General features: G+C 62.6%; 26 protein-coding genes and 2 pseudogenes. 20 read left to right on the forward strand and 8 right to left on the reverse strand.

All coding sequences use genetic code 11. The features are described from left to right. Positions 1–20 precede the first annotated feature (20 nt). Genes AC1RUK_RS06450 through AC1RUK_RS06470 form a run of 5 tightly spaced genes read left to right on the forward strand, consistent with a single transcriptional unit; the run spans position 21 to position 3,955 of the window. Entirely contained in the window at positions 21–1,271 is a 1,251-nt protein-coding gene (locus AC1RUK_RS06450) for a Zn-dependent hydrolase (RefSeq protein WP_481836298.1), read from the forward strand. Then, a complete protein-coding gene (locus AC1RUK_RS06455; RefSeq protein WP_481836297.1) occupies positions 1,268–1,684 on the forward strand; it encodes a contact-dependent growth inhibition system immunity protein in 417 nt (138 codons plus the stop codon). Before AC1RUK_RS06450 ends, AC1RUK_RS06455 begins: the two co-directional genes overlap by 4 nt. A 47-nt stretch (positions 1,685–1,731) precedes the next feature. Beyond that, positions 1,732–3,183, forward strand: a complete 1,452-nt coding sequence (hydA, locus tag AC1RUK_RS06460) for a dihydropyrimidinase (protein ID WP_481836296.1) — start codon at positions 1,732–1,734, stop codon at positions 3,181–3,183. A 2-nt stretch (positions 3,184–3,185) separates the two neighbouring features. Beyond that, positions 3,186–3,557 carry a hypothetical protein gene (locus tag AC1RUK_RS06465; protein WP_481836295.1) on the forward strand — a complete coding sequence of 124 codons (372 nt, stop codon included), beginning with the start codon at positions 3,186–3,188 and terminating at the stop codon, positions 3,555–3,557. Between the two features lie 20 nt (positions 3,558–3,577). Further along, positions 3,578–3,955 (forward strand): hypothetical protein, encoded by a 378-nt coding sequence (locus AC1RUK_RS06470; protein ID WP_481836294.1) that lies wholly within the window; start codon positions 3,578–3,580, stop codon positions 3,953–3,955. 23 nt (positions 3,956–3,978) lie between these two features. Here the strand turns inward: AC1RUK_RS06470 and AC1RUK_RS06475 are convergent, their stop codons facing one another. Next, positions 3,979–4,383, reverse strand: a complete 405-nt coding sequence (locus AC1RUK_RS06475) for a cupin domain-containing protein (RefSeq protein ID WP_436172530.1) — start codon at positions 4,381–4,383, stop codon at positions 3,979–3,981. 116 nt (positions 4,384–4,499) lie between these two features. Here AC1RUK_RS06475 and AC1RUK_RS06480 point away from each other — a divergent pair, with 116 nt between their 5' ends. Genes AC1RUK_RS06480 through AC1RUK_RS06495 form a run of 4 tightly spaced genes read left to right on the forward strand, consistent with a single transcriptional unit; the run spans position 4,500 to position 8,337 of the window. After that, on the forward strand, positions 4,500–5,291 hold the full coding sequence (locus AC1RUK_RS06480; protein ID WP_481836293.1) for an ABC transporter ATP-binding protein: 792 nt from the start codon (positions 4,500–4,502) through the stop codon (positions 5,289–5,291). Positions 5,292–5,294: 3 nt separating this feature from the next. After that, the gene (locus AC1RUK_RS06485; protein ID WP_481836292.1) at positions 5,295–6,173 is read left to right on the forward strand and encodes an ABC transporter permease; all 879 of its coding nucleotides are present in this window, start codon (positions 5,295–5,297) and stop codon (positions 6,171–6,173) included. Next, positions 6,170–7,324: an ABC transporter permease gene (locus AC1RUK_RS06490; RefSeq protein WP_481836291.1), complete on the forward strand. Its 1,155-nt coding sequence runs from the start codon at positions 6,170–6,172 to the stop codon at positions 7,322–7,324. Before AC1RUK_RS06485 ends, AC1RUK_RS06490 begins: the two co-directional genes overlap by 4 nt. A 41-nt stretch (positions 7,325–7,365) precedes the next feature. Then, positions 7,366–8,337, forward strand: coding sequence for an ABC transporter substrate-binding protein (locus AC1RUK_RS06495; protein ID WP_481836290.1), 972 nt, complete (start codon positions 7,366–7,368; stop codon positions 8,335–8,337). 51 nt (positions 8,338–8,388) lie between these two features. Here the strand turns inward: AC1RUK_RS06495 and AC1RUK_RS06500 are convergent, their stop codons facing one another. Further along, positions 8,389–8,847, reverse strand: coding sequence for an Lrp/AsnC family transcriptional regulator (locus AC1RUK_RS06500; protein WP_436172526.1), 459 nt, complete (start codon positions 8,845–8,847; stop codon positions 8,389–8,391). 122 nt (positions 8,848–8,969) lie between these two features. Between AC1RUK_RS06500 and AC1RUK_RS06505 the strand changes: the two genes are divergently transcribed. Together AC1RUK_RS06505 and AC1RUK_RS06510 are read left to right on the forward strand one after the other, a co-directional pair. Beyond that, complete coding sequence (locus AC1RUK_RS06505) at positions 8,970–10,253, forward strand: cystathionine gamma-synthase family protein (RefSeq protein ID WP_481836289.1); 1,284 nt, start codon at positions 8,970–8,972, stop codon at positions 10,251–10,253. Positions 10,254–10,400: 147 nt separating this feature from the next. Further along, entirely contained in the window at positions 10,401–10,856 is a 456-nt protein-coding gene (locus tag AC1RUK_RS06510; RefSeq protein ID WP_481836288.1) for a CHRD domain-containing protein, read from the forward strand. Positions 10,857–10,899: 43 nt separating this feature from the next. Here the strand turns inward: AC1RUK_RS06510 and AC1RUK_RS06515 are convergent, their stop codons facing one another. The 3 genes from AC1RUK_RS06515 to AC1RUK_RS06525 all read right to left on the reverse strand — a co-directional run bounded on the left by AC1RUK_RS06515 (position 10,900) and on the right by AC1RUK_RS06525 (position 14,733). Continuing rightward, a complete protein-coding gene (locus AC1RUK_RS06515; RefSeq protein ID WP_481836287.1) occupies positions 10,900–12,549 on the reverse strand; it encodes a thiamine pyrophosphate-binding protein in 1,650 nt (549 codons plus the stop codon). Then, positions 12,546–13,721 (reverse strand): CaiB/BaiF CoA transferase family protein, encoded by a 1,176-nt coding sequence (locus AC1RUK_RS06520; RefSeq protein WP_481836286.1) that lies wholly within the window; start codon positions 13,719–13,721, stop codon positions 12,546–12,548. Before AC1RUK_RS06520 ends, AC1RUK_RS06515 begins: the two co-directional genes overlap by 4 nt. A gap of 79 nt (positions 13,722–13,800) precedes the next feature. Then, a complete protein-coding gene (locus AC1RUK_RS06525) occupies positions 13,801–14,733 on the reverse strand; it encodes an alpha/beta fold hydrolase (RefSeq protein ID WP_481836285.1) in 933 nt (310 codons plus the stop codon). Between the two features lie 188 nt (positions 14,734–14,921). Here AC1RUK_RS06525 and AC1RUK_RS06530 point away from each other — a divergent pair, with 188 nt between their 5' ends. The 4 genes from AC1RUK_RS06530 to AC1RUK_RS06545 all read left to right on the forward strand — a co-directional run bounded on the left by AC1RUK_RS06530 (position 14,922) and on the right by AC1RUK_RS06545 (position 19,844). Beyond that, the gene (locus tag AC1RUK_RS06530) at positions 14,922–15,932 is read left to right on the forward strand and encodes a ribonuclease T2 family protein (RefSeq protein WP_481836284.1); all 1,011 of its coding nucleotides are present in this window, start codon (positions 14,922–14,924) and stop codon (positions 15,930–15,932) included. 181 nt (positions 15,933–16,113) lie between these two features. Continuing rightward, on the forward strand, positions 16,114–17,763 hold the full coding sequence (ettA, locus tag AC1RUK_RS06535) for an energy-dependent translational throttle protein EttA (protein WP_006204177.1): 1,650 nt from the start codon (positions 16,114–16,116) through the stop codon (positions 17,761–17,763). 47 nt (positions 17,764–17,810) lie between these two features. Next, positions 17,811–18,578, forward strand: a complete 768-nt coding sequence (gene tam, locus AC1RUK_RS06540) for a trans-aconitate 2-methyltransferase (protein ID WP_481836283.1) — start codon at positions 17,811–17,813, stop codon at positions 18,576–18,578. A 144-nt stretch (positions 18,579–18,722) separates the two neighbouring features. After that, positions 18,723–19,844, forward strand: a complete 1,122-nt coding sequence (locus tag AC1RUK_RS06545; RefSeq protein ID WP_481836282.1) for a beta-ketoacyl-ACP synthase III — start codon at positions 18,723–18,725, stop codon at positions 19,842–19,844. On the opposite strand, the gene AC1RUK_RS06550 is transcribed toward AC1RUK_RS06545, so the two are convergent. Beyond that, the gene (locus AC1RUK_RS06550; protein WP_481836281.1) at positions 19,841–20,407 is read right to left on the reverse strand and encodes a methyltransferase family protein; all 567 of its coding nucleotides are present in this window, start codon (positions 20,405–20,407) and stop codon (positions 19,841–19,843) included. The genes AC1RUK_RS06545 and AC1RUK_RS06550 overlap by 4 nt on opposite strands. Before the next feature lie 209 nt (positions 20,408–20,616). On the opposite strand from AC1RUK_RS06550, the pseudogene AC1RUK_RS06555 reads away from it, so the two are divergent. Continuing rightward, positions 20,617–21,006, forward strand: a pseudogene (locus AC1RUK_RS06555) (MOSC domain-containing protein); the annotation flags it as partial. 70 nt (positions 21,007–21,076) lie between these two features. Then, positions 21,077–22,609 carry a recombinase family protein gene (locus AC1RUK_RS06560; protein WP_481836280.1) on the forward strand — a complete coding sequence of 511 codons (1,533 nt, stop codon included), beginning with the start codon at positions 21,077–21,079 and terminating at the stop codon, positions 22,607–22,609. Between the two features lie 45 nt (positions 22,610–22,654). On the opposite strand, the gene AC1RUK_RS06565 is transcribed toward AC1RUK_RS06560, so the two are convergent. Continuing rightward, positions 22,655–22,969 carry a hypothetical protein gene (locus AC1RUK_RS06565; protein WP_481836279.1) on the reverse strand — a complete coding sequence of 105 codons (315 nt, stop codon included), beginning with the start codon at positions 22,967–22,969 and terminating at the stop codon, positions 22,655–22,657. 158 nt (positions 22,970–23,127) lie between these two features. On the opposite strand from AC1RUK_RS06565, the gene AC1RUK_RS06570 reads away from it, so the two are divergent. The 3 genes and pseudogenes from AC1RUK_RS06570 to AC1RUK_RS06580 form a co-directional block, all read left to right on the forward strand. Beyond that, positions 23,128–23,448 carry a hypothetical protein gene (locus AC1RUK_RS06570; RefSeq protein WP_481836278.1) on the forward strand — a complete coding sequence of 107 codons (321 nt, stop codon included), beginning with the start codon at positions 23,128–23,130 and terminating at the stop codon, positions 23,446–23,448. Positions 23,449–24,054: 606 nt separating this feature from the next. Further along, positions 24,055–24,249: a hypothetical protein gene (locus AC1RUK_RS06575; protein ID WP_481836277.1), complete on the forward strand. Its 195-nt coding sequence runs from the start codon at positions 24,055–24,057 to the stop codon at positions 24,247–24,249. A 37-nt stretch (positions 24,250–24,286) separates the two neighbouring features. Beyond that, positions 24,287–24,538 (forward strand): annotated as a pseudogene (locus tag AC1RUK_RS06580) (MOSC domain-containing protein); the annotation flags it as partial. 115 nt (positions 24,539–24,653) lie between these two features. Here the strand turns inward: AC1RUK_RS06580 and AC1RUK_RS06585 are convergent. After that, complete coding sequence (locus tag AC1RUK_RS06585; protein ID WP_481836276.1) at positions 24,654–25,496, reverse strand: SDR family oxidoreductase; 843 nt, start codon at positions 25,494–25,496, stop codon at positions 24,654–24,656. Between the last annotated feature and the right edge of the window lie 2 nt (positions 25,497–25,498).

Below are 25,498 nucleotides of genomic sequence, written 5' to 3' on the forward strand. Positions count from 1 at the left end.
ATCAAATGAGAGGACTTTGAATGGCCGCCCCCGGCGAGAATCTGCGAGTGAATTCAGATCGTTTGTGGGATTCCATCATGGAGATGGCGAAGATTGGCCCCGGCATTGCCGGCGGCAACAATCGCCAGACCGTGACCGACGAGGACGGCGAGGGCCGGCATCTGTTCAAGCGCTGGTGCGAGGCGGCCGGGCTCGAAATTGGCCTCGACGCGATGGGCACCATGTTTGCCCGCCGCGAAGGCACCGACCCAAGCCTGCCGCCGGTCTATGTCGGCAGCCATCTCGACACCCAGCCGACCGGCGGCAAATATGACGGCGTGCTCGGCGTGCTCGGCGGACTCGAAGTCGTGCGCTCGCTCAACGATCTCGGCATCAAGACCAAACACCCGATCGTCGTCACCAATTGGACCAACGAAGAAGGCGCGCGCTTCGCCCCGGCGATGATGGCGTCTGGTGTCTTCGCCGGCGTGCTCGACCAGGCCGACGTCTACGAACATGTCGACAAGGACGGCAAGAAGTTCGGCGAAGAGCTCGAGCGCATCGGCTGGAAAGGCACCGAAAAGGTCGGCGAGCGCAAGATCCACGCCTTCTTCGAACTGCATATCGAGCAGGGGCCGATCCTCGAGGACGAGGGCATCGACATTGGCGTCGTCACCCATGGCCAAGGCCTGAAATGGCTGCAGGTGACGCTGACCGGCAAGGAGGCGCATACCGGCTCGACGCCGATGCCGAAGCGCCGCAATGCCGGGCTCGGCATGGCGCGCGTGATCGAACTGGTGCATGAGATCGCCATGGACTACCAGCCGGACGCCGTCGGCGCGGTTGGCCACATGCAGGTTTATCCGAACTCGCGCAACATCATTGCCGGGCGCACCGTCTTCACCATCGACATCCGTTCACCGGAAAAAGAGGTGCTGGACACGATGGACGCCCGCATCCGCGAGGGCATCGACACGATCTGCGATGCGCTCGACATCAAATATCAAATCGAGCAGGTCGGCCATTTCGACCCGGTCACCTTCGACAGTAACTGCGTCAAGGCGATCCGTGATGCCGCCGAGCGGCTGGGTTACACGCATCGCAACATCGTCTCCGGTGCCGGCCACGACGCCTGCTGGATCAACCGCGTCGCGCCCACCGCAATGGTGATGTGCCCCTGCGTCGACGGCCTCAGCCATAACGAGGCCGAGGAGATCTCCAAGGAATGGGCAGCGGCCGGCGCCGACGTGCTGTTCCACGCAGTTGTGGAGACGGCGGGGATCGTGGCGTGAAGCCGCGGCGCAACCTTGACGAGGACCGAACGCTAAGGGTCCTGATAGGTTGGTCCCGCCCGAAATCGTCCTATCCTTCGTCGCTGGTGGAAAGATGTGAGGCCGCGCTCGACACACCTTTGGGGCAACTTTCGACCGAACAGTTGCGGCTCCTCATCGGCCAAAAGATCGGACTGGAATTTCTCGTCGAGAAAGCAATTGACCTGATTGAAATGGATCCACTGGTGCATGGTAATTTCTATGACGGGGATTTGATTTCGATGTGTCAAAAAATTGCTGCCCCGTTCTGGGCGACGCGTCCCGATCTTTGGTTTCGTTTGAACGGGGCTTTGGAAGGTTTCGATCGGAAGGTCGAAGCGGTGAACGAACATAGAGCCGAGTTCATGGCCGCAAATCCTTATGGAGCCAGATGACGCTGCAAAAGCCTGGCTATAAGGTGGAAGAACAGGGGAACAAGAGAATGTCGAAAGTCATCAAGAACGGCACCGTCGTTACCGCTGACCGCACCTGGAAGGCCGACGTGCTGTTCAAGCACGGCAAGATCATCGCCATCGGACCGGACCTGCATGGCGACCACGAGTTCGACGCCACCGGCTGCTATGTGATGCCGGGCGGCATCGATCCGCACACCCATCTCGAAATGCCGTTCATGGGCACTTATTCGGCCGACGATTTCGAGTCCGGCACCCGCGCGGCCCTCTCCGGCGGCACGACGATGGTGGTCGATTTCTGCCTGCCGTCGCCGAAGCAGTCGCTGCTCGAAGCCTTGCAGATGTGGGACAACAAGACGTCGAAGGCGTCCTGCGACTATTCCTTCCACATGGCGATCACCTGGTGGGGCAAGCAGGTGTTCGACGAGATGGCCACGGTCGTCGACAAGGGCATCACCTCGTTCAAGCATTTCATGGCCTACAAGGGCGCGCTGATGGTCGACGACGACGAGATGTATGCGTCGTTCCAGCGCTGCGCCGACCTCGGCGCGCTGCCGCTGGTCCATGCCGAGAACGGTGACGTGGTCGCGGCCCTTTCGCAGAAGCTGCTCGCCGCCGGCAACAATGGTCCCGAGGGGCATGCCTATTCGCGCCCGCCGGAAGTGGAAGGCGAGGCGACCAACCGCGCCATCATGATCGCCGACATGGCCGGCGTGCCGCTCTATGTCGTGCATGTTTCCTGCGAACAGGCGCATGAGGCCATCCGTCGCGCGCGGCAGAAGGGCATGCGCGTCTTCGGCGAGCCGCTGATCCAGCACCTGACGCTCGACGAGAGCGAATATTTCAACAAGGACTGGGACCATGCGGCGCGCCGCGTGATGAGCCCGCCCTTTCGCAACAAATTGCACCAGGATTCGCTGTGGGCCGGCCTGCAGGCCGGATCGCTGCAGGTGGTGGCGACCGACCATTGCGCCTTCACCACCAAGCAGAAACGCAATGGCGTCGGCGATTTCACCAAGATCCCGAACGGTACCGGCGGCCTCGAGGATCGCTTGCCGATGCTGTGGACCACCGGCGTCAACACCGGACGGCTGACGATGAACGAGTTCGTCGCGGTGACCTCGACCAACATCGCCAAGATCCTCAACATGTATCCGAAGAAGGGCGCCATCGTCGAAGGGGCGGATGCCGACATCGTGGTCTGGGACCCGAAGCGCAAGAAGAAGATCACCTCGAAGAAGCAGCAGTCGGTGATCGACTACAACGTCTTTGAAGGTTTCGAGGTGACCGGCCTGCCGCGCTTCGTGTTCTCGCGCGGCGAGCTGTCGATCGAGGAAGCCGAGGTCAAGGCCAAGCCCGGCCATGGCGAGTTCGTCGCCCGGGAGCCGAACGCTGCGGTCAACCGGGCGCTGTCGACGTGGAAGGACATCACCGCGCCCCGCAAGGTGGAACGCACGGGCATCCCGGCGACCGGAGTTTGAGCTTGGCGAACCCGGCAACGCTCATCTCGTTGGTCGTGGCGACCGTCATCGCTTGTCCGGCAACAGCGGCAGGCGTGCTGGCCGGCTCCTGGGCCAATGATGCCGGTTGTGCCGGCGTAAAGGCCGGCTATCAAGACGGCGATGACTACATAGTGCTGACCGCCGAAGGCATCGAGACCTATGGCAGCGGCTGCCGGTTCGCGCAGCAATTGATCTCGGCGCCCGGCACGCAATCGCTCAGTTCGACCTGTTCCGCCGAGGGTGAGGATGGGACGACTGTCGAAATCGTCGAGGTCACCAACAAGGGAGCGGACGGGTTTTTCGTGACCATTCCCGGCCTTCAGGAACTAGGGCCGCTGCAGTCGTGTTCGTGATGTTGGGCTGGGGGTTGGGCATGCGCGGTTTTGGTCTGGCTCTTGCCACGGCTGTCGTTCTGGCGGCCAGCCATGCTTCGGCCGTTGGCATCGACCTGTCGAAACCCTATGGCAACAAGTCCGGCTGCATCAATAAGAACGGCCAGGAGGTCTATGCCGAGGAAATGCTGCTCCTGACCGCCAAGGAATTCATCACCGCGGCCAGCGCCTGCACCTTCACCGAGAAGAAGGCACAGTCCGATGGGTCACTGGTGGTCAAATCCATGTGCGCGACGGAAGGCGAGGAAGGTCAGTCGCCGATACTGCTCACCATCAGGCGCAGCCCCAAGAACGCCAAGAAGCTGGTGATCGCCGACGAGGACGGCAACGTCATGGGAGAAGTCTCCCGGTGCCGATGACGGCGAGATCCCTTCCTTCAGGGTCAGGCGACCAGTGCATCCAGTTCCGGCAGCAGGACGACGCTTTCCTGTTCGTTGGGATCGGTGCGGGCGATGACCGCCGAAGCCGGGCTGCCGCTCAGATTGGCGGGCAAATGCGGGACGCCGGCCGGGATGTAGAAGAGATCGCCGGCCTTGACCAGTATCTGCTGCTCAAGCCGGTCGCCATACCAGGTGTGGACCTCGCCGGAGAGCACGTAGATCGCCGTCTCATGGCTTTCATGCATGTGCGCCTTGGCGCGGGCGCCGGGCGGCATGGAGAGAAGATGCATGCAGATGCCGGAAGAGCCGACGGTCTCGGCGGCGATGCCGGCGAAGTAGCTCAGCCCCTGCTTGCCTTCATAAGAGCTTTCAGGGCGGATAAGATGACAAGTGGGTTTAGGCGACATCGGGGAAACTCTGGGCGTCGATCTGATGGGACAGGACGAGTGGAAAACAACGCAATCACAAAATCAACGGGATTCCAGCCAGCGCGGCAGCGATGCGGCGAGGCAGGCTGCGGCCTATGACAGGGACTTCGCCAGCCGTCGTTTCGGCAAGCAAGCTCGGCCTCACGTTCCAGACCAATGATGGTCCGGTGCAGGCGCTGTCCGATGTCGACCTCACCATCGGCAAGGGCGAATTCGTCTCCTTCATTGGGCCATCCGGCTGCGGCAAGACGACCTTGTTGCGCGTCATTGCCGATCTGGAGAAGCCGACCGCGGGAACGATCTCGATCAATGGGATGACAGCGGAAGAGGCCCGCGAAAAGCGCGCCTACGGCTATGTCTTTCAGGCGGCGGCGCTTTTCCCGTGGCGCACGATCGAGCGGAACGTGGGGCTGCCGCTTGAGATCATTGGCCTTTCCAAGGCGGAGCAGGCCGAGCGCATCGAGCGCACGCTGGAACTGGTCAACCTGTCCGGCTTCGAGAAGAAATATCCCTGGCAGCTCTCCGGCGGCATGCAGCAGCGCGCCTCGATCGCGCGTGCGCTCGCCTTCGATGCCGACCTGCTTTTGATGGACGAGCCGTTCGGGGCTCTGGACGAGATTGTGCGCGACCATCTCAACAAGCAATTGCTGGAATTGTGGGAACGGACCAACAAGACCATCTGCTTCGTCACGCACTCCATTCCCGAGGCGGTGTATCTATCGACACGTATCGTCGTCATGTCGCCGCGTCCGGGCCGCGTCAGCGACATCATCGAATCGACGCTGCCGAAAAAGCGGCCGCTCCACATACGCGAGACGCCGGAATTCTTGGCGATCGCGGCGCGCGTGCGTGATGGCCTGAGGGCCGGCCATTCCTACGAGGATTGAGGAATGGATTCCTTTCGCGACAAGATTGTTCCGGTGACCTCGATCCTCGCGGGGCTTGTGGTCGTCTGGTATGTCTTCGCCGTCATCCTCAACACGCCGTTCCAGCGTGATCTCGACCGGCGCGCCAACGAGGCGCCAGGCGCCGTCGAATTCATCGGCAAGACGCTGTCGCAGCCGAAGCCGACGCTGCCGGCTCCGCATCAGGTGGCGGTGAACTTCTTCGAGAACACCTTCCTGCGGCCTGTCACCTCGAACCGCAGCCTGGTCTATAATGCCTGGGTAACGTTGTCGTCGACGCTGCTCGGCTTCGCCTTCGGCACTGCGCTCGGTATCGTTATCGCAGTCGGCATCGTGCATGTGGCAACGCTCGAGCGCAGCCTGATGCCGTGGATCATCGCCTCGCAAACCATTCCGATCCTGGCGGTGGCGCCGATGATCATCGTCGTGCTGGCGGCGGTAGGCATCACGGGCCTGATCCCCAAGGCGCTGATCTCGACCTATCTGTCGTTCTTCCCCGTGGCGGTCGGCATGGTCAAGGGGCTGCGCTCGCCCGAACTCATGAATCTCGATTTGATGCACACCTACAATGCCAGCCGCGCGCAGACCTTCTGGAAATTGCGTGTGCCGGCCTCGGTGCCGTTCCTGTTCACCTCGATGAAGGTGGCGGTTGCAGCAAGCCTGGTCGGCGCCATTGTCGGCGAATTGCCGACCGGTGCGGTCGCCGGCATCGGCGCCAAGCTGCTCGCAGGCGCCTATTACAGCCAGTCCATCGACATCTGGTCGGCGCTGGTCGCGGGCTCGGTGGTGGCGGCACTCCTGGTCATGGTGGTCGGCATTGCCGGCCGCCTCGTCGACCGCGCCATGGGCGGGAGGGCGGCATGAACTTGCTGAAACCCTCCTGGCAAGCGGTGCTGGCGGTCGCGCTGTGCCTGATTGCGGTCGCACTCGGCGCGATGACAAAGCCGGAAGCGGCGGCGTTGGCGCAGCCCGAAGCGCCTTTCGACTATCCCTATCTTGTGACGAAGGGACTGATGTTCGGCCTCCTGCTGATTGCAGCGCTTATCTCGATGACCAAGCTGCCGGCCATCGTTGAAGCTCTGGTGCTGTTCGTCGGCGCGCATCTCGCCGCCTGGCTGTTGATCACGGGCATCAATGGGTTCGAAGGCACGGCATTGGCGCCGTATTTCCTGTTGCTGGCCGCCGCCTGGCTGCTCGGCTGGCGCTGCGTGGCGGTGCTGTCTTCCCTGCGCCCTGTCGCGAATTGGGCGAAGACGGCACTTCGCCTGATCATCCCCGCCATCTTCGGCGCCTGGATCCTGATCCTTTGGGAAGCGATCACGCGTGGCGCCGGCATTCCCTTCATCCTGTTGCCGCCGCCAAGCGCCATCGGCGCACGCATTGCCAGTTCGCTGCCGGTGCTTGGGGCGGACGTCAGGCAAACCATCTTCAAGGCGGTGATCTTCGGTTATGTCGTCGGCAGCGGCGCGGGCTTCATCGCGGCTATCGCGGCCGACCGCGTGCCGTTCCTGCGGCGTGGCCTGCTGCCGATCGGCAACATGGTCTCGGCGCTGCCGATCATCGGCGTCGCCCCCATCATGGTGATGTGGTTCGGTTTCGACTGGCAGTCCAAGGCGGCGGTCGTCATCATCATGACCTTCTTCCCGATGCTGGTGAACACGGTCGCCGGGCTTGCCGCCTCCGGCCATATGGAGCGCGACCTGATGCGCACCTATGCGTCGGGCTACTGGCAGACGCTGGTCAAACTGCGGCTGCCGGCGGCCGCGCCCTTCATCTTCAACGCGCTGAAGATCAACTCGACGCTGGCGCTGATCGGCGCCATCGTCGCGGAGTTCTTCGGCACGCCTGTCGTCGGCATGGGATTCCGCATTTCGACCGAGGTCGGGCGGATGAACATCGACATGGTCTGGGCCGAAATCGCAGTTGCAGCACTTGCGGGTTCGGTCTTTTATGGCGTGGTCGCTCTTTTCGAGAGAGCCGTCACGTTTTGGCATCCCTCTGTCCGTGGTGGATAGGGGCGGTGGGTTTAAGGGCACTAACTTCAGAGGGTAAAAACATGAAAAGACTGATTATTCCTGTTCTGGCCGGCGCGATGTCGCTAGCCGCATTCCAGGCGATGGCCGCCGACAAGGTGTCGCTGCAGCTGAAATGGGTCACGCAGGCCCAGTTCGCCGGCTACTACGTCGCCAAGGCCAAGGGCTTCTATGAGGCCGAAGGCCTCGACGTCGATATCAAGCCGGGCGGCCCCGATATTGCGCCCGAGCAGGTGATCGCCGGCGGCGGCGCAGACGTCATCGTCGACTGGATGGGCGGAGCACTGGCCGCGCGCGAAAAGGGCGTGCCGCTGGTCAACATCGCCCAGCCGTTCAAGAAGGCCGGCATGGAGCTGGTCTGCCCGAAGGACGGCCCGATCAAGACCGAAGCCGACTTCAAGGGCCACACGCTCGGCGTCTGGTTCTTCGGCAACGAGTATCCGTTCTACGCCTGGATGAACAAGCTCGGCCTGAAGACAGAAGGCGGCCCGGACGGTGTCACTGTGCTCAAGCAGAGCTTTGACGTGCAGCCGCTGATCCAGAAGCAGGCCGACTGCATTTCAGTCATGACCTACAACGAGTACTGGCAGCTGATCGATGCCGGCTACAAGCCGGACCAATTGATCGTGTTCAACTACTCGGCCATGGGCAACGACCTGCTCGAGGACGGGCTCTATGCCTCCGAGGACAAGCTCAAGGATCCGGCCTTCGAGGACAAGATGGTGCGCTTCGTGCGCGCCTCGATGAAGGGCTGGAAATACGCCGTCGACAATTCCGACGAGGCGGCCGGCATCGTCATGGACAATGGCGGCCAGGATGAAAACCACCAGAAGCGGATGATGGGCGAGGTTGCCAAGCTGATCGACAATGCCGACGGCAAGCTCGATCCGGCGACCTATGAGCGCACCGCCAAGGCGCTGCTCGACCAGAAGATCATCACCAAGGAGCCTAGCGGCGCTTACACGACCGCGATCACCGACAAGGCGATCAAGTAGGCCTGCCTGAGCAAGGATACTGATCTTTAAAGCGGCGCCTCTGGCCAAGTGTCAGAGGCGCCGTTCCTTTATGGTGTTCATGACGAAGCTGGTCTCGATCGAGGCGACGCATTTCAGCCGCGCGATCTTTTCCTTGATGAAACGCTCGTACTGCTCGAGGCCACCTGTCACCACCTTCAGCACATAGTCGCGCGAACCGGTCACGAGGTGGCATTCCAGCACCTCTTCCCAGCCACGGATGGCGTCCTCGAACATGACGATCTCGTCCTCGTTCTGACGGCTGAGCCGGACAGTGGCGATGGCGACCATGGTCCAGCCGAAAGCGGCCGGATCGACCAGCGTGGTGTAGCCTCTGATGACGCCGGCTTCCTCCAACCGCCGCACGCGCCTTAGGCAGGGTGACGGCGACAGGCCGATCCGCTCGGCAAGCTCGTTGTTGGTGATGCGGGCATCGGCTTGCAGTTCACGCAGAATCTTGCGGTCGAAATCGTCGGCTATTTTCTGCTGCACTCTGCGTCTCCTGAGGCAATTTCTTGCGAGACTGCAGCCATACCAGCCCAAAAATAGCAAGGACTGCACGATCGAGATGGCATAAATTGCCGTGCGATACTTCTCGAAAAGCAGGAAAAGTTATGACCGCGCCACGCCCTTCGAAAACCCATATCGGCAACCACAAGCTCCACCCGGAGACGCTGATGCTGAGCTATGGCTTCGATCCGCAGCTTTCGGAGGGCGCCGTCAAGCCGCCGGTGTTCCTCACCTCGACCTTCGTGTTCAAGTCGGCGGAAGAGGGGCGGGATTTCTTCGACTACACCTCCGGCCGCAAGGAACCGCCGAGCGGCACGACTTCCGGCCTGGTCTATTCGCGCTTCAACCATCCCAACAGCGAAATCGTCGAGGACCGACTGGCGGTCTATGAGGGGACGGATGCCTGCATCCTGTTCTCGTCCGGCATGTCGGCGATCGCGACGACACTGCTGGCCTATGCTCGTCCGGGCGACGTCATCCTGCATTCGCAGCCGCTCTATGGAGGCACCGAGACGCTGCTGACGCGCACGCTTGCCGGCTTCGGCATCGGCGCTGTCGGTTTCGCGGACGGCGTCGACGAGGCGGCGGTGCGCGCGGCTGCCGACGCTGCAGTCGCGAAGGGCCGCGTCTCGGTGATCCTGATCGAGACGCCGTCAAATCCGACCAACAGCCTGGTCGATATCGTGCTGATGCGGACGATCGCCGACGAGCTCGGCGCCAGGCAAGGGTCGACGCCGATCATCGTCTGCGACAACACGCTGCTCGGCCCGGTGTTCCAGAGGCCTATCGAACATGGCGCCGATGTTTCCGTCTATTCGCTGACCAAATATGTCGGCGGCCATTCCGACCTGATCGCAGGGGCTGCCATGGGCGGCAAGGCGGTCACCAAGCCGATCAAGGCGCTGCGCGGCGCGATCGGCACGCAGCTCGACCCGCATTCCTGCTGGATGCTCGGCCGTTCGCTGGAGACACTGTCGATCCGCATGGAGCGGGCGAACGACAATGCGCGCCTGGTCGCCGAATTCCTGCGCGATCATGCCAAGGTCGAGAAGGTACATTATCTGCCGTTCCTGGGCGAGGATACGCCTGCAGGCCGCGCCTATCGGTTACAGTGCAGCGGCGCCGGCTCGACATTCTCCTTCGATATTCGCGGCGGCCAGAAAGCGGCCTTCGCCTTTCTGAACGGCCTGCAGATCTTCAAGCTGGCGGTAAGCCTCGGCGGAACCGAATCGCTGGCCAGCCACCCGGCGGCCATGACCCATTCGGGCATTCCCTTCGACGTGCGCCAGCGCATCGGCGTGCTTGAGACCACGGTCAGGCTGTCCATCGGTGTCGAGCACCCCGACGACCTGATCGCCGACCTGACGCAGGCGCTGGCAGCCGTCTGATCATTGCCTTCGCGGAAATCCGGAAAAGGGCAGGCGATTGCCCTTTCTGCGATGTCACATCGGCGTTACCCCGGGAAACATCCGTTCGGTAAACCGTTATGCCGGTGCATCCATTTCAAGGATGATACGCCCCAACGGAGATCTTTCATGCGCATCCAGTCCCTCGCGCCGACATTGTCGGCGCTCGCCGTTTCGACGGCTTTCCTGTTCGCATCGCCGGCCCTGGCCGAAACGGTGAAGATGAAAGCGACGCTCGACGGCGGTCAGCAGAACCCGGCGGTGACCACCAAGGGGAAGGGCACAGCGACGCTGACGTTTGACACCACCAGCAAGAAGCTCAGCTGGAACGTGAAATATTCCGGTCTCAGCGGCGCGGCGACGGCGGCGCACATCCATGGTCCGGCCGCAATGGGCGAGAACGCAGGCGTGGCGATCCCCTTCAAGGGCAAGCTGAAGAGCCCGATCAAGGGGTCGGCAGTCCTGACCGACGACCAGGCTGCCGATCTGATGGCCGGCAAGGACTATGTCAACATCCATACCGCCGCCAACAAGGACGGCGAGATCCGCGGGCAAATCGAGAAAGCGGCGGCAGCGGCGATGTAGTTCTGTCGGCAGAACGGGGCGGGCGACCGCCCCTTTTTGCTGCTTACGCCTTGTCGCGGATCTGCGTCATCGTGCGGGTCGGCGTGATCGCCTCCGGGTCGAGCCTGATCTCGACGATCGCCGGTTTGCCGCTGGCGCGGGCACGTTCGAAGGCCGGGGCGAAATCGGCGGTCTTTTCGACGGTCTCGCCATGGCCGCCATAGGCTCGAGCGAGCGCCGCGAAGTCGGGATTCTTGAGGTCCGTTGCGACGACGCGGCCCGGATATTCGCGTTCTTGGTGCATGCGGATGGTGCCGTAGATGCCGTTGTTGACGACCACGACGACGATCGGCAGGTCGTATTGCACGGCGGTGGCGAATTCCTGCCCGTTCATCAGGAAGCAGCCATCGCCGGCGAAGGCGACCACGGTGCGATCCGGATAAAGTTCCTTGGCGGCGACCGCCGCCGGCGTGCCGTAGCCCATCGAACCGGAGGTGGGTGCGGCCTGCGTGGCAAAGCGGCGGAAGCGGTGGAAGCGATGCACCCAGGTGGCGTAGTTGCCGGCGCCATTGGTGAGGATGGCGTCGTCGGGCAGCACCTTTTCCAGATAGTTCATGATCGGCCCCATTTGGACGGAACCGGGACCGCTTTCCGGCGGCGTCGACCAGTCGAGATAGGCGGCGTGCAGCTTAGGTGTCTCGTCTGCCCAGGTTGTCGTCGCGGACGGCCTGCGTTTGGCGAAGGCTTCAACGAAGGCGGACGGCGAGGCGTTGATCGCCAGCGCCGGCCGGTAGACGCGGCCGAGCTCGCCGGCGTCGGCATGAACATGGACCAGCGTCTGGTCGGGATAGGGGCTTTTCAGCAGCGTGTAGTCGGAGGAAGGCATTTCGCCCATGCGCCCGCCGATGAGCAGCACGAGATCGGCCTGCTTGATCGCGGTCGCCAGCTTCGGATTGATGCCGATACCGACATCGCCGGCATAGTTCGGGTGCAGATGATCGAACAGCATCTGGCGGCGGAAGGAACAGCCGACCGGGAGCGACCATGCCTCGGCGATCGTGCGCATCTGCGCCACTGAGTTAGCATCCCAGCGCGTGCCGCCAAGGATGACGAAGGGGCACTTGGCCTTGGTCAGGAGCGTTTGTAGCGCCTCGAGTTCTGCCTCGCCCGGTCGCGTTTCGACGGGGGTATGGGCGATGGCGGCAGGCGCCTCGACCAGACTGGTCAGCATGTCCTCGGGCAGCGAAATGACCACCGGGCCGGGACGGCCGGACGTTGCCGCGGCAAAGGCGCGGGTGACGAATTCGGGGATGCGTGCGGCATCGTCGATCTCGACCACCCATTTGGCGATGTCGCCGAAGAAGCGCTTGTAGTCCACCTCCTGGAAAGCCTCGCGCTCCTTGGCGTGGCTGGCCACCTGGCCGATGAACAGGATGACGGGAACCGAATCCTGCATGGCGATGTGGATGCCGGCAGACGCATTGGTGGCGCCGGGGCCGCGGGTGACGAAGCAGATGCCGGGTCTGCCAGTCAGGCGGCCATGGCAGTCGGCCATCATCGCGGCACCGCCCTCCTGACGGCAGACGATGGTGCGGATCGCTGAATCGTGCAGCGCGTCGAGCACCGCCAGGTAGGATTCACCCGGCACGCAATAGATGCGGTCGGTGCCGTTGGCTTCCAGCGCGTCGACGATCAGTTGTCCGCCTGTCTTCATTGTCCCGACGTCTCCAGTTCGGCAAGGATCTCTTCGGTGTGTTCGCCAAGACGCGGCGAGGGGCGTTCATAGATGAGCGGAGTACCGGACATCACCATCGGCGCCCGCACCGAGGGCAAGACATTGCCATGACCATCTTCCAGGTCGAGGCGCATGCCGCGCGCGATCGTCTGCGGATCGGCAAACATCTGGCCGATGGTGTTGATCGGGCTTGCCGGCACGCTTGCGGCCTCCAGTTTCGCCAGCAGCGGATCGCGATCGATATTCTTCAGCGTCTCGATCATGCGCTCGCGCAGTTTCGCACGGTTGGCGACACGGGCGGGATTGGTGGCGAAATCGGGATTGGCAGGCAAATCGTCGAGGCCGACGGCAGCGCAGAACTTGGCGAACTGGCCATCATTGCCGACTGCCAGGATGATATGGCCATCCCTGACCGGCACCACCTCGTAGGGTGCGATGTTCATATGCGCATTGCCCATCTGCACCGGCGATTTGCCGGACACCAGATAGTTGAGGTTCTGGTTGCCGAGCGCCGAGATCTGGCTGTCAAAGAGCGCCATGTCGATATGCTGGCCTTCGCCGGTCTTTTCGGCATGGCGAAGCGCCGCCTGGATTGCGATCACCGAATAAAGTCCGGTGAAGAGATCCGAGATGGCGACGCCGGCCTTCTGTGGCTCGCGGCCGGCCTCGCCGGTGATCGACATCATGCCGGCCATGGCCTGGATGATGAAGTCGTAGCCGGCGCGCGGCGCGTAAGGTCCGTCCTGGCCGAACCCGGTGATCGAGCAATAGACCAGGCGGGGGTTGATCTTGCGCAGGCTGTCATAGTCGAGCCCATACTTCCTGAGGCCGCCAAGCTTGAAGTTCTCGATCATCACGTCTGCCGTCGCGACCAGCCGGCGCACCGTCTCGGCGCCTTCGGGCGTCGAGAAATCGACGGCGATGGAACGCTTGCCGCGATTGCAGGAATGGTAGTAGGCGGCCGACAAGTTCTCGCCGTCATGGCTCATGACGAAGGGCGGCCCCCATTTGCGGGTGTCGTCGCCGCCATCGGGGCTTTCGACCTTGATGACGTCGGCGCCGAGATCGGCCAGCAACTGCCCGGCCCACGGCCCGGCAAGGATGCGGGCAAGTTCGATTACGCGGATGCCTTTCAGGGGAGGCTCAGTCATGGATCACCAAATTGGTCGGAACCGCAGCCTCTACCAACCCCTGTCGCCGCTGTCACGAGCCTTGCGCTGGGCCAAGCCCTCATCGCTTCAGGACAGTTTCGGCCCATGCCGCGAAGTCATTCATGACGACGTCCCGATTGACCTCGTTCAGGCTTTCGTGGCGGGTCTCGGCGTAAACCTTTGAAACCAGATTCGAAAAACCCATCCCGCGCATGCGTTTCGCGAGGTGGCCGACCGCCTTGCCGTAGTCGGATGCAGGATCTTTCTCGCCGCCGACCAGGTTTACAAAGAGGTCGCAGCGCACGCTGGCAAAGCTCGAGTCCTTGCCGCCGTGCTGTGCCATGTTGACCACGTCGCGCCACATCGACACCGAGGCATCCCAGCCGCACAGCGGGTCGGCGATGTATTTCGCCACTTCGGCCTCGTCGCGCGACAGCCAGTCGAACAGCGTCTTGTGGTTGGGTACCGCCTTGCCCCAGGCCTGGAAGGTCAGCCTCGGCAATATGCGCGACGGCACGTCGGAACCGAGCCGGAATCGTTCCCAGGCCAGGATGGCGAGTGCCAACTGGCCGAGCAGGCCTTGCGAGAAATTGCCGTTCCAGATCGCGGCGGCATGGATGCGCGCTGAGTGCGCCAAGACAAAATTGAGCGCGACGGACGCGCCCATCGAATGGCCGAAGACGATGACCGGCAGGCCGGGTTGCTCCGTGGCAATGAAGTCGTGGATGGCGTTGACATCGGCGACGACCTTGGCAACGCCATCCTTGTCCGCAAACCGGCTCAGCGGGGCATCGGGCGCCTTGGTGGCGCCGTGGCCACGATGGTCGTGAGCGTAGACGTGAAAACCGCGCTCGCTAAGGAAATCGGCGAAGCGCGCGTAGCGCGCGGCATGCTCGGCCAGGCCGTGATTGATCTGAACGACCGCGCGCGGCTGGCCGTCGGCGTGCTTTACATAAAGGTTGAGATCAGCGCCGGTCGGCGATTTGACCAGGCGCTGTTGGCTGAATGGCATTGTCGCTTGGTCCCCCTCGCGCCTTTCGCGCTCACAAGAGTTTTGTTTGCGCCGACGCCGGTTTTGCGTCAATCCGGCACGGCGATTCCGAGTTGTGAATGTTTCTTGATCTTGTGGCGCGCTATCGCAATTCTGACACGGAGACAAAGGCAGTGTGTGGCGCAGTATCTTCCAGCCGGGGCAAGGGTATGCGGACAGTTTTTGCTTTCGTTTTGGCCCTTTTGGTCGCCTCGCTGGCCGGTGCCGCGCATGCCGACGTCAAGATGAGCGGCTCCTTCGTGGCCGACACCGCCTGTCCGGCGACGCAAGCGATCAAGAGCCGCAAGAACCCCGGCAATGTCTCGACCGAGACCGGACAGAGCTACCAGCTGCTCGCCGGCAACAAGGACACTCCGACGCATTATCTCATCCTGGTGCCGGGCGCCGATCCGGAACGCCGCTGGGTGAAGATCAGCTGCGGCCACGTCACCGGCGGCAGTGCCGCCACCACGCCGGCGCCGGCCGATCAGACCAAGCCGTCGGCTCCGGCCTCTGGAAGACCTGAATATGTCTTCGCGCTGAGCTGGCAGCCGGCTTTCTGCGAAACCAAGTCCAACAAGACAGAATGCCAGGCGCAGGCCCCGGCCGGGTTCGAGGCGACGCATTTCACCTTGCATGGGTTGTGGCCGCAGCCGAATGGCAATTTCTATTGCCAGGTGGCGGCAAGTGACAAGGCCAATGACAACCCGGCCCATTGGCGGGACCTGCCGCCGGTCAACCTCGATGCGGATACGCGAGCGGAGCTTGATCAGGTGATGCCGGGCACCAAGTCCGATCTCGAAAGACATGAATGGATCAAGCATGGCACCTGCTACGGCAAGGGCCAGCAGGAGTATTTTGCCGACGCGCTGAACCTGATGCGCGTGGTGAACGCGTCGCCGGTGCGCGAGCTTTTCACCAAGAATGTCGGCAAGCAAGTGACGTCGGACCAGATCCGCAACGCCTTCGACAGCACCTTCGGCGCCGGAGCAGGCGACAGGGTCCGGGTGTCCTGCCTGGTCGACCCGTCGAGCGGCAGGCGCCTGATCGGCGAACTGACGCTCGGCCTGGCCGGCCCGATCGGCCCGAACAGCTCGCTCGGCGACCTGATGCAGGCTTCGGCGCCGACGACCAAGGCTGGCTGCCCAAAGGGCACGGTCGACCCGATCGGCTTCCAATAGGCAGGTTGGGCTGTCGTTCCACCCGCTGCTGGCGTCAGCCGCCGATGCCGCGCACCTGGCGAAAGCTTCGGGAATGACCGGAGGCCTGCGAAAGCGATTGCCGTTCGGCCCGGCATCGCCTACATAGCGCGCAACCTCCATTCAATCCGACATTTTCGGTCAACTATCAGGGAAAGCGCGCGTGGCACGCCAGTTCATCTATCACATGGCCGGCCTCAACAAGGCCTACGGCACCAAGAAGGTGCTCGAGAATATCCATCTGTCCTTCTACCCCGACGCCAAGATCGGCATCCTCGGCCCCAACGGCGCCGGCAAGTCGACGATCCTAAAGATCATGGCCGGCATCGACAAGGACTGGAACGGCGAGGCGTGGCTGGCCGAGGGGGCGACCGTCGGCTATCTGGCGCAGGAGCCGGCGCTCGATGCGAAGAAGACCGTGTTCGAGAACGTCATGGAAGGCGTTGCCGCCAAGACCGCCATCATCGAGCGCTACAACGAACTGATGATGAACTATTCCGACGAGACGGCGGACGAGTCGGCCAAGCTCCAGGACGAGATGGACCGGCTGAATCTCTGGGATCTCGAACAGCAGGTCGAGATGGCGATGGAAGCGCTGGGCTGCCCGCCCAAGGATTCTGAAGTCACCAAGCTGTCAGGCGGCGAGCGCCGCCGCGTCGCGCTCTGCCAGCTGCTGCTGCGTCAGCCTGACCTTTTGCTGCTCGACGAACCGACCAACCATCTCGACGCCGAAACCACGGCGTGGCTGGAAAAGCATCTGCGCGCCTATCCAGGCGCGGTGATGATCATCACCCACGACCGCTACTTCCTCGACAATGTCACCGGCTGGATCCTCGAGCTCGACCGCGGCCGCGGCATTCCCTATGAGGGCAACTACACCAAATACCTCGAAGCCAAGGCCAAGCGGCTCAAGCAGGAAGGCCGCGAGGACGACGCCCGCCAGCGCGCCATCGGCCGCGAACGCGAGTGGATCCAGTCCAGCCCAAAGGCCCGCCAGACCAAGTCGAAGGCGCGTATCAAGGCGTTCGAGGATCTGCTGGTCGCCGCCGACAGCCGCCGCCCGACCGACACGCAGATCGTCATTCCGCATGGCGAGCGCCTCGGCAATGTGGTGATCGAGGTCGCCGACCTGTCGAAGGGCTTTGGCGACACGCTGTTGATCGAGGGCCTGGAATTCAAGCTGCCGCCGGGCGGTATCGTCGGCGTCATCGGCCCGAACGGCGCCGGCAAGACGACGCTGTTCAAGATGATCACCGGCCAGGAAAAGCCTGACGCCGGCACGATCCGCGTCGGCGAGACGGTCAAGCTCGGCTATGTCGACCAGAGCCGCGACGCACTCGATCCGTCGAAGACCGTGTGGGAAGAGATCTCGGGCGGCGCCGAAGTGGTCAAGCTCGGCAAGTACGAGGCCAACACCCGCGCCTATTGCTCGTCGTTCAACTTCCGCGGCCAGGACCAGCAGCAGAAGGTCGGCAATCTGTCGGGCGGTCAGCGCAACCGCGTGCATCTGGCCAAGATGTTGAAGACCGGCGGCAATGTGCTGCTGCTCGACGAACCGACCAACGATCTCGATACGGAAACGCTGGCGGCGCTCGAAGACGCGCTGGAAAGCTTCGCCGGCTGCGCCGTCATCATCTCGCACGACCGTATGTTCCTCGACCGTCTGGCGACGCACATCCTCGCCTTCGAGGGCGACAGCCATGTCGAGTGGTTCGAGGGCAATTTCGAGGACTACGAGCAGGACAAGATCCGCCGGCTCGGGCCGGACGCAGTCAATCCGCACCGGATGACGTATAAGAGGCTGACGCGATAGGATATTTGTCGGGGCGGCGAATTCTCAAGATGATCTGAGGAGCTGACATGGCTGACTGGTCCGCCGCCCAATATCTGAAGTTCGAGGATGAGCGCACGCGCCCGGCGCGCGATCTGGTCGCGCAAGTGCCGGTGGATTTCCCACGACGGGTCGTCGACATCGGCTGCGGCCCGGGCAATTCGACCGAGCTTCTGGTCAAGCGGTGGCCGGATGCCCAGATCAGCGGCTTCGACACTTCGCCCGACATGATCGAGAAGGCGAGGGCTCGCCTGCCTGATGTCACCTTCGAACTGTCGGACGCGGCAACATGGCAGCCGGCGCAACCGGTCGACGTGATTTTCGCCAATGCGGTGTTCCAGTGGCTGCCGGAGCATCCGGCTGTGTTCCAGCGGCTGACAGGGTTCTTGGCGCCGGGCGGCGCGCTTGCCATTCAGATGCCGGACAATCTCGGCGAGCCTTCGCACCAGTTGATGCGCGACACGGCGGCGGAGATGCCGTTTTCCGCAAAGCTCAAGGGCGCGGCGCGCGGACAACTGCCGCCGGTTTCGTTCTACTATGACCTTCTGTCGCCGCTCGCGGACCGGCTCGAAATCTGGCACACGATCTACAACCATCCGCTGGCCGATGCTGAAGCGATCGTCGAATGGGTGAAGTCGACAGGCTTGAAGCCTTTCCTCGATCCACTCGCCGCGGACGAGAAGACCATGTTCCTCGACCATTACACGGCCAAGATCGCAGAGGCCTATCCGAGGACGGCGGATGGCAAGGTCCTGCTGCGCTTCCCCCGTATCTTCATCGTCGCCAAGCGGGCCTGACCGCGTGTCGGTCAACTCACCGCGATAGCAACGGGAAATGGCGGTTTAAGCTGGCATAAACCGGCTAAATGCGACAAGGGTTGCACCGGGCCGTCTATGCGCCCACATCAAGCCCGCAACGCCCGCGCATGGGACGGATTGGAAATGCATCGCGTCATCATCAGCGGCATCGGCGTCGAAATCCCTGAACCCAAGATCACCAATCAAGAACTGGTCGCCAGCTTCAACGCCTGGGTCGACATGGAGAATGCGCGCCGCTCCGTTACGGGCGAGACGCTGCTGCAGAAGTCGGACAGCGACTTCATCGTCCATGCCTCGGGCGTCCAGACCCGCCATGTGATCGAGCGGGAAGGCATTCTCGACCCGACGCGGATGGCGCCGCGCATACCGGCGCGGCCCGACGATGCGCTGTCGCTGCAGGCTGAGTTCGGCGTTGCTTCGGCCAGGAAGGCGCTCGACCATGCCGGGTTGAAGCCGTCCGATATCGACCTGGTGATCTGCTCGGCCTCGCACCACCAGCGGCCCTATCCGGCGATCGCCATCGAGATGCAGCAAGCCCTGGGCACCAAAGGCGCCGGCTTCGATATGGGGCTTGGCTGCTCGTCGGCCGCGGCGGCGCTGCACATCGCCGTCAATCTGGTGCGGGCCGGCGCGCACAAGCGCGTGCTGGTGACGACGCCGGAGATCATCACCGGCCATCTCAATTTCCGCGACCGGCAGACGCATTTCATATTCGGCGATGCTTCGGTGTCGATGGTGGTCGAGGGGCTCGACCAGGGCGAGAAGCGGCCGGGGCGTTTCCAGGTGCTCGACACCCGCACCTGGACGCAGATGTCGAACAACATCCGCACCAATCTCGGCTACCACACGCGCACCGCCCAGGATGATCCCTACATGATCAATCTGGAGGGCAATCTGATCAAGCAGGTCGGTAACAAGGTGTTCAAGGAAGTCACCGTCGCCGGCCACAAATTCATCGTCGAATTCCTGGCCGAGCACGGGCTGACGCCGCAAGGCATCCGCCGCTTCTGGCTGCATCAGGCCAATGCGCGCATGAACGCCATGATCCTGAAACTCGCCTTCGGCCATGAGGTCGATCATGATCGCGCGCCGATGGTGCTGGAGCGCCTTGGCAACACCGCCGGCGCCGGCGCCATCATCGCGCTGTCCGAGAACCACGCCGACATGAAGCCCGGCGACTACGGCCTGCTCTGTGCCTTCGGCGCGGGATATTCGATCGGCGGCGCGCTGCTGCGCATGCTTTAGTTCGGCGCGAACGGCACCAGCATTGGCACCCGCCTGGCGTAATCGTCGTAGGCGGTGCCCAGCTCGCCGCGCAGGAACTGTTCCTCCAGCCTTGCCTTCACAACGGCACCGATGGTGAGCAGGGCGGCACCGGCAATGCCCCATACCGTCCCCTTGGCCGCCATGGTGCCAAGGACCGCCAGCAGCAGGCCGGTGTAGATCGGGTGCCGGACCAGGCCATAGGGTCCTGTGTCGACCACGTGGTGATCCGCCTTGGCGGTGATGGTGCCCGACCACAGCCGGCCGAGATGCAGCCTGGCCCACCAGGAGAAGACGAGGCCGGTCGCGATCAGCGCAACGCAGATCCAGGCCTCGGTGAGGTTGGGCGTCCAGAGCCGCAGCAGGCCGGCATAGCCGTGCGCCGGAACGAACAGCAGGATCGTACCGAACAGCCACAGGATGCGATAGCGAAGTTCCGTCTGCAAGCCGGCGCGCTTCTTAACGGGGTCGGACCAGAAGGCGGCCACGAGCCAGGACACGACCCAGATCAGCCAAAGTGCTGCGATCGCAGGTGCGGGATGCATGATGAACGTCTCCTCCGAGCGCCAGTATCAAGTCGACGCAGCACGGCGGCAATACGGGGCCGAGCCTGCGGATGCGCGATTGGCGGTAAGAAGATCGTGATCGGTGAAGCATCCCATCAGCCGGCTCGATCGGATCATCAGCGCTTTGGACTGGACCCGATCCACAGGCTGCGGCTAATTGCGGTTCGTCTTGCAGAAGGAATGAAGCCATGGCGGATCTCTTTGCCGAGACCGAAAATCCGGTCGAAATCCTGCCGGCGCGAAAGCTCGCGGCGAAAGTGGCGGCGCTCTACGTCGCGCCGTTCGATCACTTCGAAACGCGACCGGTGGAAGAATTGCAACTCGGCTTCGACGGCATCGACGGTGATTTCCATGCCGGCGCCACGCGGCGCTCCGGCGGGCGTGAGCCCTGGTATCCGCGCGGCACCGAGATGCGCAACGAACGCCAATTGTCGATCGTGGCGGCGGACGAACTCGCCATTGTGGCTGAGCGGATGAGCCTCAAGGAGATCAAGCCGGAATGGATCGGCGCCAATCTGCTGATCGAGGGCGTGCCGCAGCTTTCCATGCTGCCCTCGGGCACGCTGCTGTTTTTCAAGAGTGACCAGATAGACCTTCAATCCTAAGCGTGGTATGGAGGGGTCCAATTCAGCGGGGACCCTTCCAGCCATGCTAAAGACCAGACCCAAGGCATTCTCTTACGTTCGCTTCTCGACACCCGAACAAAGCCAGGGCGACAGCCTTAGACGGCAGACCGAGAAGGCCCAAGCGTATGCAGCCAAGCACGGCCTTGTGCTGGACGATATGCTGCACATGCAGGACCTAGGGAAGTCCGCTTTCGATGGCGCGAACCTAGGACCGCTCTCCGCGCTTGGGAACTTCCTTGACCTTGTCCAGCACCGCGACATCCCGAGAGGCTCATATCTCTTGGTCGAGAATGTCGACCGATTGTCTCGGGCTGACATCCTGCAAGCGAACAATCTATTCACTCAGCTTCTACTGGGTGGCATCACCATCGTCACCCTCAGCAACGAGAAGGCGTATTCCCAAGAGAGCCTAACGACCGACCCATTCGGCATCTTTGAGATTGTCCTAGGCTTCCTTCGGTCGAACGAGGAGAGCCGGGTCAAAGCCGGTAGGCTCAAGGATGTATGGGCAGAGAAGCGGCGTAAGGCGCGTGAAGGCGGGCATAAGCTGACCCGTCTGGGTCCCCCTTGGCTCACACCGGGGCCGGACTTTAGGGTGATCGAGGAGCGGGCTGAGGTGGTCCGGCGCATATACCAGATGACGCTGGACGGAATGGGTCAGGCCGGGATCGCTGGGGTGTTGAACCGGGAGGGCGTCGAGACGTTCCCGTCAACCTCCTCTCCCACCAAACAGGCAGCCCAGTATTGGGGTGGGTCCCCCATCAGCAAGCTCCTTAGGAACGAGGCTGTTGTCGGTCGTCTTAGAACCAAGGCCATGCCCGACCCGATAGACGGCTACTTCCCCGCAATTATCGACACGGAGACATGGGCGCGAACACGGGCCGTCATAGGTGGCCGACGCTCGTTCAGTAGCGATAGGAAGGCCGGAAGTCTTCTCGCCGGTATTGGCCGTTGCCACCATGCCGGATGCGACGGGTCCTTGATCAGGAAGGGTAGTCGACCAACCCACAACGGGACAACACCGGGGAACTCTTACCTTGTCTGCTCAAAGGCCCGCTATGGGGCGGCGGGTCATCCTTACTGGTCCATCCGGTATGAGCCGGTCGAGGAGGCTATCGTCTCCAGCCGGTACAAGTTCATTGCTGACCTTCCGTCCCCGGATGATGCAATTCAAGACGAGTGGGACCGGCTACTGGGGCAGGAGGAAGGGCTTACAGACGCAATCGACGTCATTGTTGACGACCTCAAGCGTTCACCATCAGCCGCGCTCATGGAGGCTGTCAGGGCCACCGAGCGGGAACGCGATGCGGTGCGGCTGAAGATGGTCGAGGTAGGCGAGCGGGTCAGCGCATCGATGGGGAACCGATTGCAGAACCAAGCGGCAGACCTCCACGACCGATTGGGGGAGGGTGACTTCAGGGCAGCTAATGCACTGCTCAGAAGCCTCTTTGCGGCCGCGACATTGGACCCCGATGCGGGGACCCTTCGGTTGGCATGGAAACACGCCCCCGGTGAAGAGGCGGGGTTCATGTATGCGTGGCCGAAGGGGGCATAGGGGTCATGCGGAAGGTGTTCAACCCGTAGCGTCTAAGGCGCGACCTCAGAGTAGAAGCGCCCGAACCACAGCTATGCAAATCAGCGCCGCCCCGGCCATGTCTATTGCCAGCCCAAGGGGGTGTTGTTCTCTCGTTTGGATCGTCAATATACCGCCGGGGACATAGGCCGTAGCGGGTATGAAGGCCTGTCTCTTAGGGTGATTTATCCACTCGCCAAACCCCACGAAAGTGAACCCGAGAAACGAGAGTATACAATTCACATTGCCCGCCGTGATGCTGGCTATCAACGCGACCACACCCGCAACGATCAAACCCTTGTACCAGTAGTCAAGCTCAAGTCCTGAAAGTGGATTGCTCATGGCCCTCACCCTGTGTTGATTTGCCAGACTACCATCCCCATGTGGCCCGTCACCTAGGAATGTTTCTGGATAAAAATCCGCGCGGGCCATCAGATAAGACGCACACGCGCAAAACCCCCCTGCCACCCCCTCGGGTTTCCCTGTGCGTGAGCCTTCAGATGCACGTTAAGGCGACCGTTGGCACGGCTTTCCCCCAAGCTGATCCCGTCAGCGACTGCCTTATGTCGCCCTGTTTGCTCCTTTCCGGGGTGACTGCGAGGTTCGATGAACTGGAGGTTCAGGTAGTCGAGGCAGCCTTCACGCAACACATTGAACGCAACGTGCTGGGGCCTGTCGGGCTCACCATGGACCAGTGGCAGGAACACATTGCGGAGGAAGACTTCCCCGCGTTCCGCCGTGCTGTCGTGGCCGGTGACTGGTCCCGTCTGATCGACCACGCGAGGGCCGCAGCGAAGATGCGCCTCGACATGGGCCTGTAGGGTCCGCACAGCTTCCCCGGAGGGGGTTAGGTCGCCACTACGGCAACCACCAAGCCCCAAGCTCGAAGCCCTCTCCGGGGCCTCTTATCAAACACCATCAGAACGCTGTGCGGTACGACCGCCAGAGCGCGTTCGTGGTCTCGCCGGTACGATCTACCGTCCAGAGACAATCGCCCCTCAGCGGGGCATATCGCAAAGGAGCAAATGCTACATATCGAATATCGAGGATCATACACTGCCGCCACCATTCTATGGGGCGAGGAAATCGAGAGGACCACGACGCGCAAGGACCCGGTTCCGGTCTTGTGCCGGGAACTGGTCAAACGCGGGGTCGACCCCAGCGAGCCGGTCAGGGTCACCATAGGGGACGTGCCAATGTGGAAGCGAGACCGCACCATAGGCGCATGGGCGAGGATCGACGTTACGGACAGCGACGTGACCGGGCTGCGAACAGTGAAGTATCGCCCATTTCCGGGAAGGCTCCGCTAAGGGAACTATCCCGCTAACGCATTGAATTTATTTGATTTGACGGCCTCTACCCTTCACCCGTATCTCTCTCGGCACGACCGCCTCAACGGTTGAGCGGAGCAACAGGAGCAACGGCAAATGCAGAACTTCATTACGATCAAGACCAGCAAGACCGAGATTGGCATCAACGGCCTTCGGGACTGGTATCTTCAGACACACTTCGGGCGCTACAGGATCGAACGCTATAGGGACCTTGACGGGGTCATTAGGTGGACCCGGACAGACACCGTGAGGGAAGCTGAGGAGCGCGAGGAGTACCTAAGGGCGGCTTGACGTGAGACCGTCCTCGGTCGAAGAGCCTGCGGGGAGGTCCAGCCGGCTACTCTTCTTCAGGGGTGGCGTGACGATCAAGGTCGATGCGCAGAACGGACCCTGCCGCATTGCCGGGCGCTCGGTCGCGGAGAATGCCGGGATGGCCGACCACGAGGCCGGCGCGCTGGCCTTTCCAAAGGCGGCGAAGCGGCTGCGCGGCCTTGTCGCCTGGGTGGAAAAGCCGGGCACGATTGTTGCCGGCGAGGAGATCTCGGTGCGCGTGCCCGAGCAGTGGATCTACCGGGCCTAGTTTCCACAATAGGGAGAGGCTGCGCCGTGAGGCGACGCAGCCGGATCTAGAGCATGATCCCGAAAAGTGGAATCCGGTTTTCGGAAAAGATCATGCTCAAGAAGAAAGATAGGCGTCAGGCCGCCTTGCGGTTCTTGTTTTCGCCTTGCGCCATGATGGAAACGTGATCCCACTTTTCCCAGGTGGCGATGCGGTTGGCGTATTCTTGGCGGATCATCGGCAGGCCGCCGTCACCGAAGAACACCCTGAGCGGTGGCTCGGCCGCATCGACGATCTCAAGCATCGCCGGCCCGGTGGCCTCAGGATCGCCAGGGACAGCGTGGCTGCGGCGCTCGGCCATGGCCGAGCGGGCGGGCGCGTAGGCCTCGATGGCTTTGGAAACCTTGGCCGACGGCCCGGCCCAGTCGGTGGAGAAACCGCCCGGCTCGACAAGCGTGACATGGATGCCGAATTCCGCGACCTCGAGGCTGAGCGTCTGGCTAAACGCCTCCAGCGCCCACTTCGAGGCGTGGTAGAGGCCGAGCGAGGCGAAGGCGTTCACGCCGCCGATCGACGAGATCTGGATGATGTGGCCGGAACGCTGCGCCCGCATGATCGGCAAAGCGGCCTGGGTGACCCAAAGCGCGCCGAACACATTGGTCTCGATCTGGTCGCGGGCTTCCTGTTCGCTGACTTCCTCGATGGCGCCGAAATGACCATAGCCGGCATTGTTGATGACGACGTCGAGCCGCCCAAAGCGCTTGTGCGCCTCGGCAATCGCGGCATCGACGGCCTTCTTGTCGGTGACGTCGAGCTTAATCGCGGCGATGTTGTCGCCATATTTGGTGACGAGATCGGCGAGCGTGCCGGCGTCACGGGCCGTCGCCGCAACTCGGTCGCCGCGTGCGAGCGCCGCCTCGGCCCAAACGCGGCCAAAGCCCTTCGACGATCCGGTGATGAACCAAACCTTGCTTGTCATGA

Source organism: Mesorhizobium monacense (genome assembly GCF_056781675.1).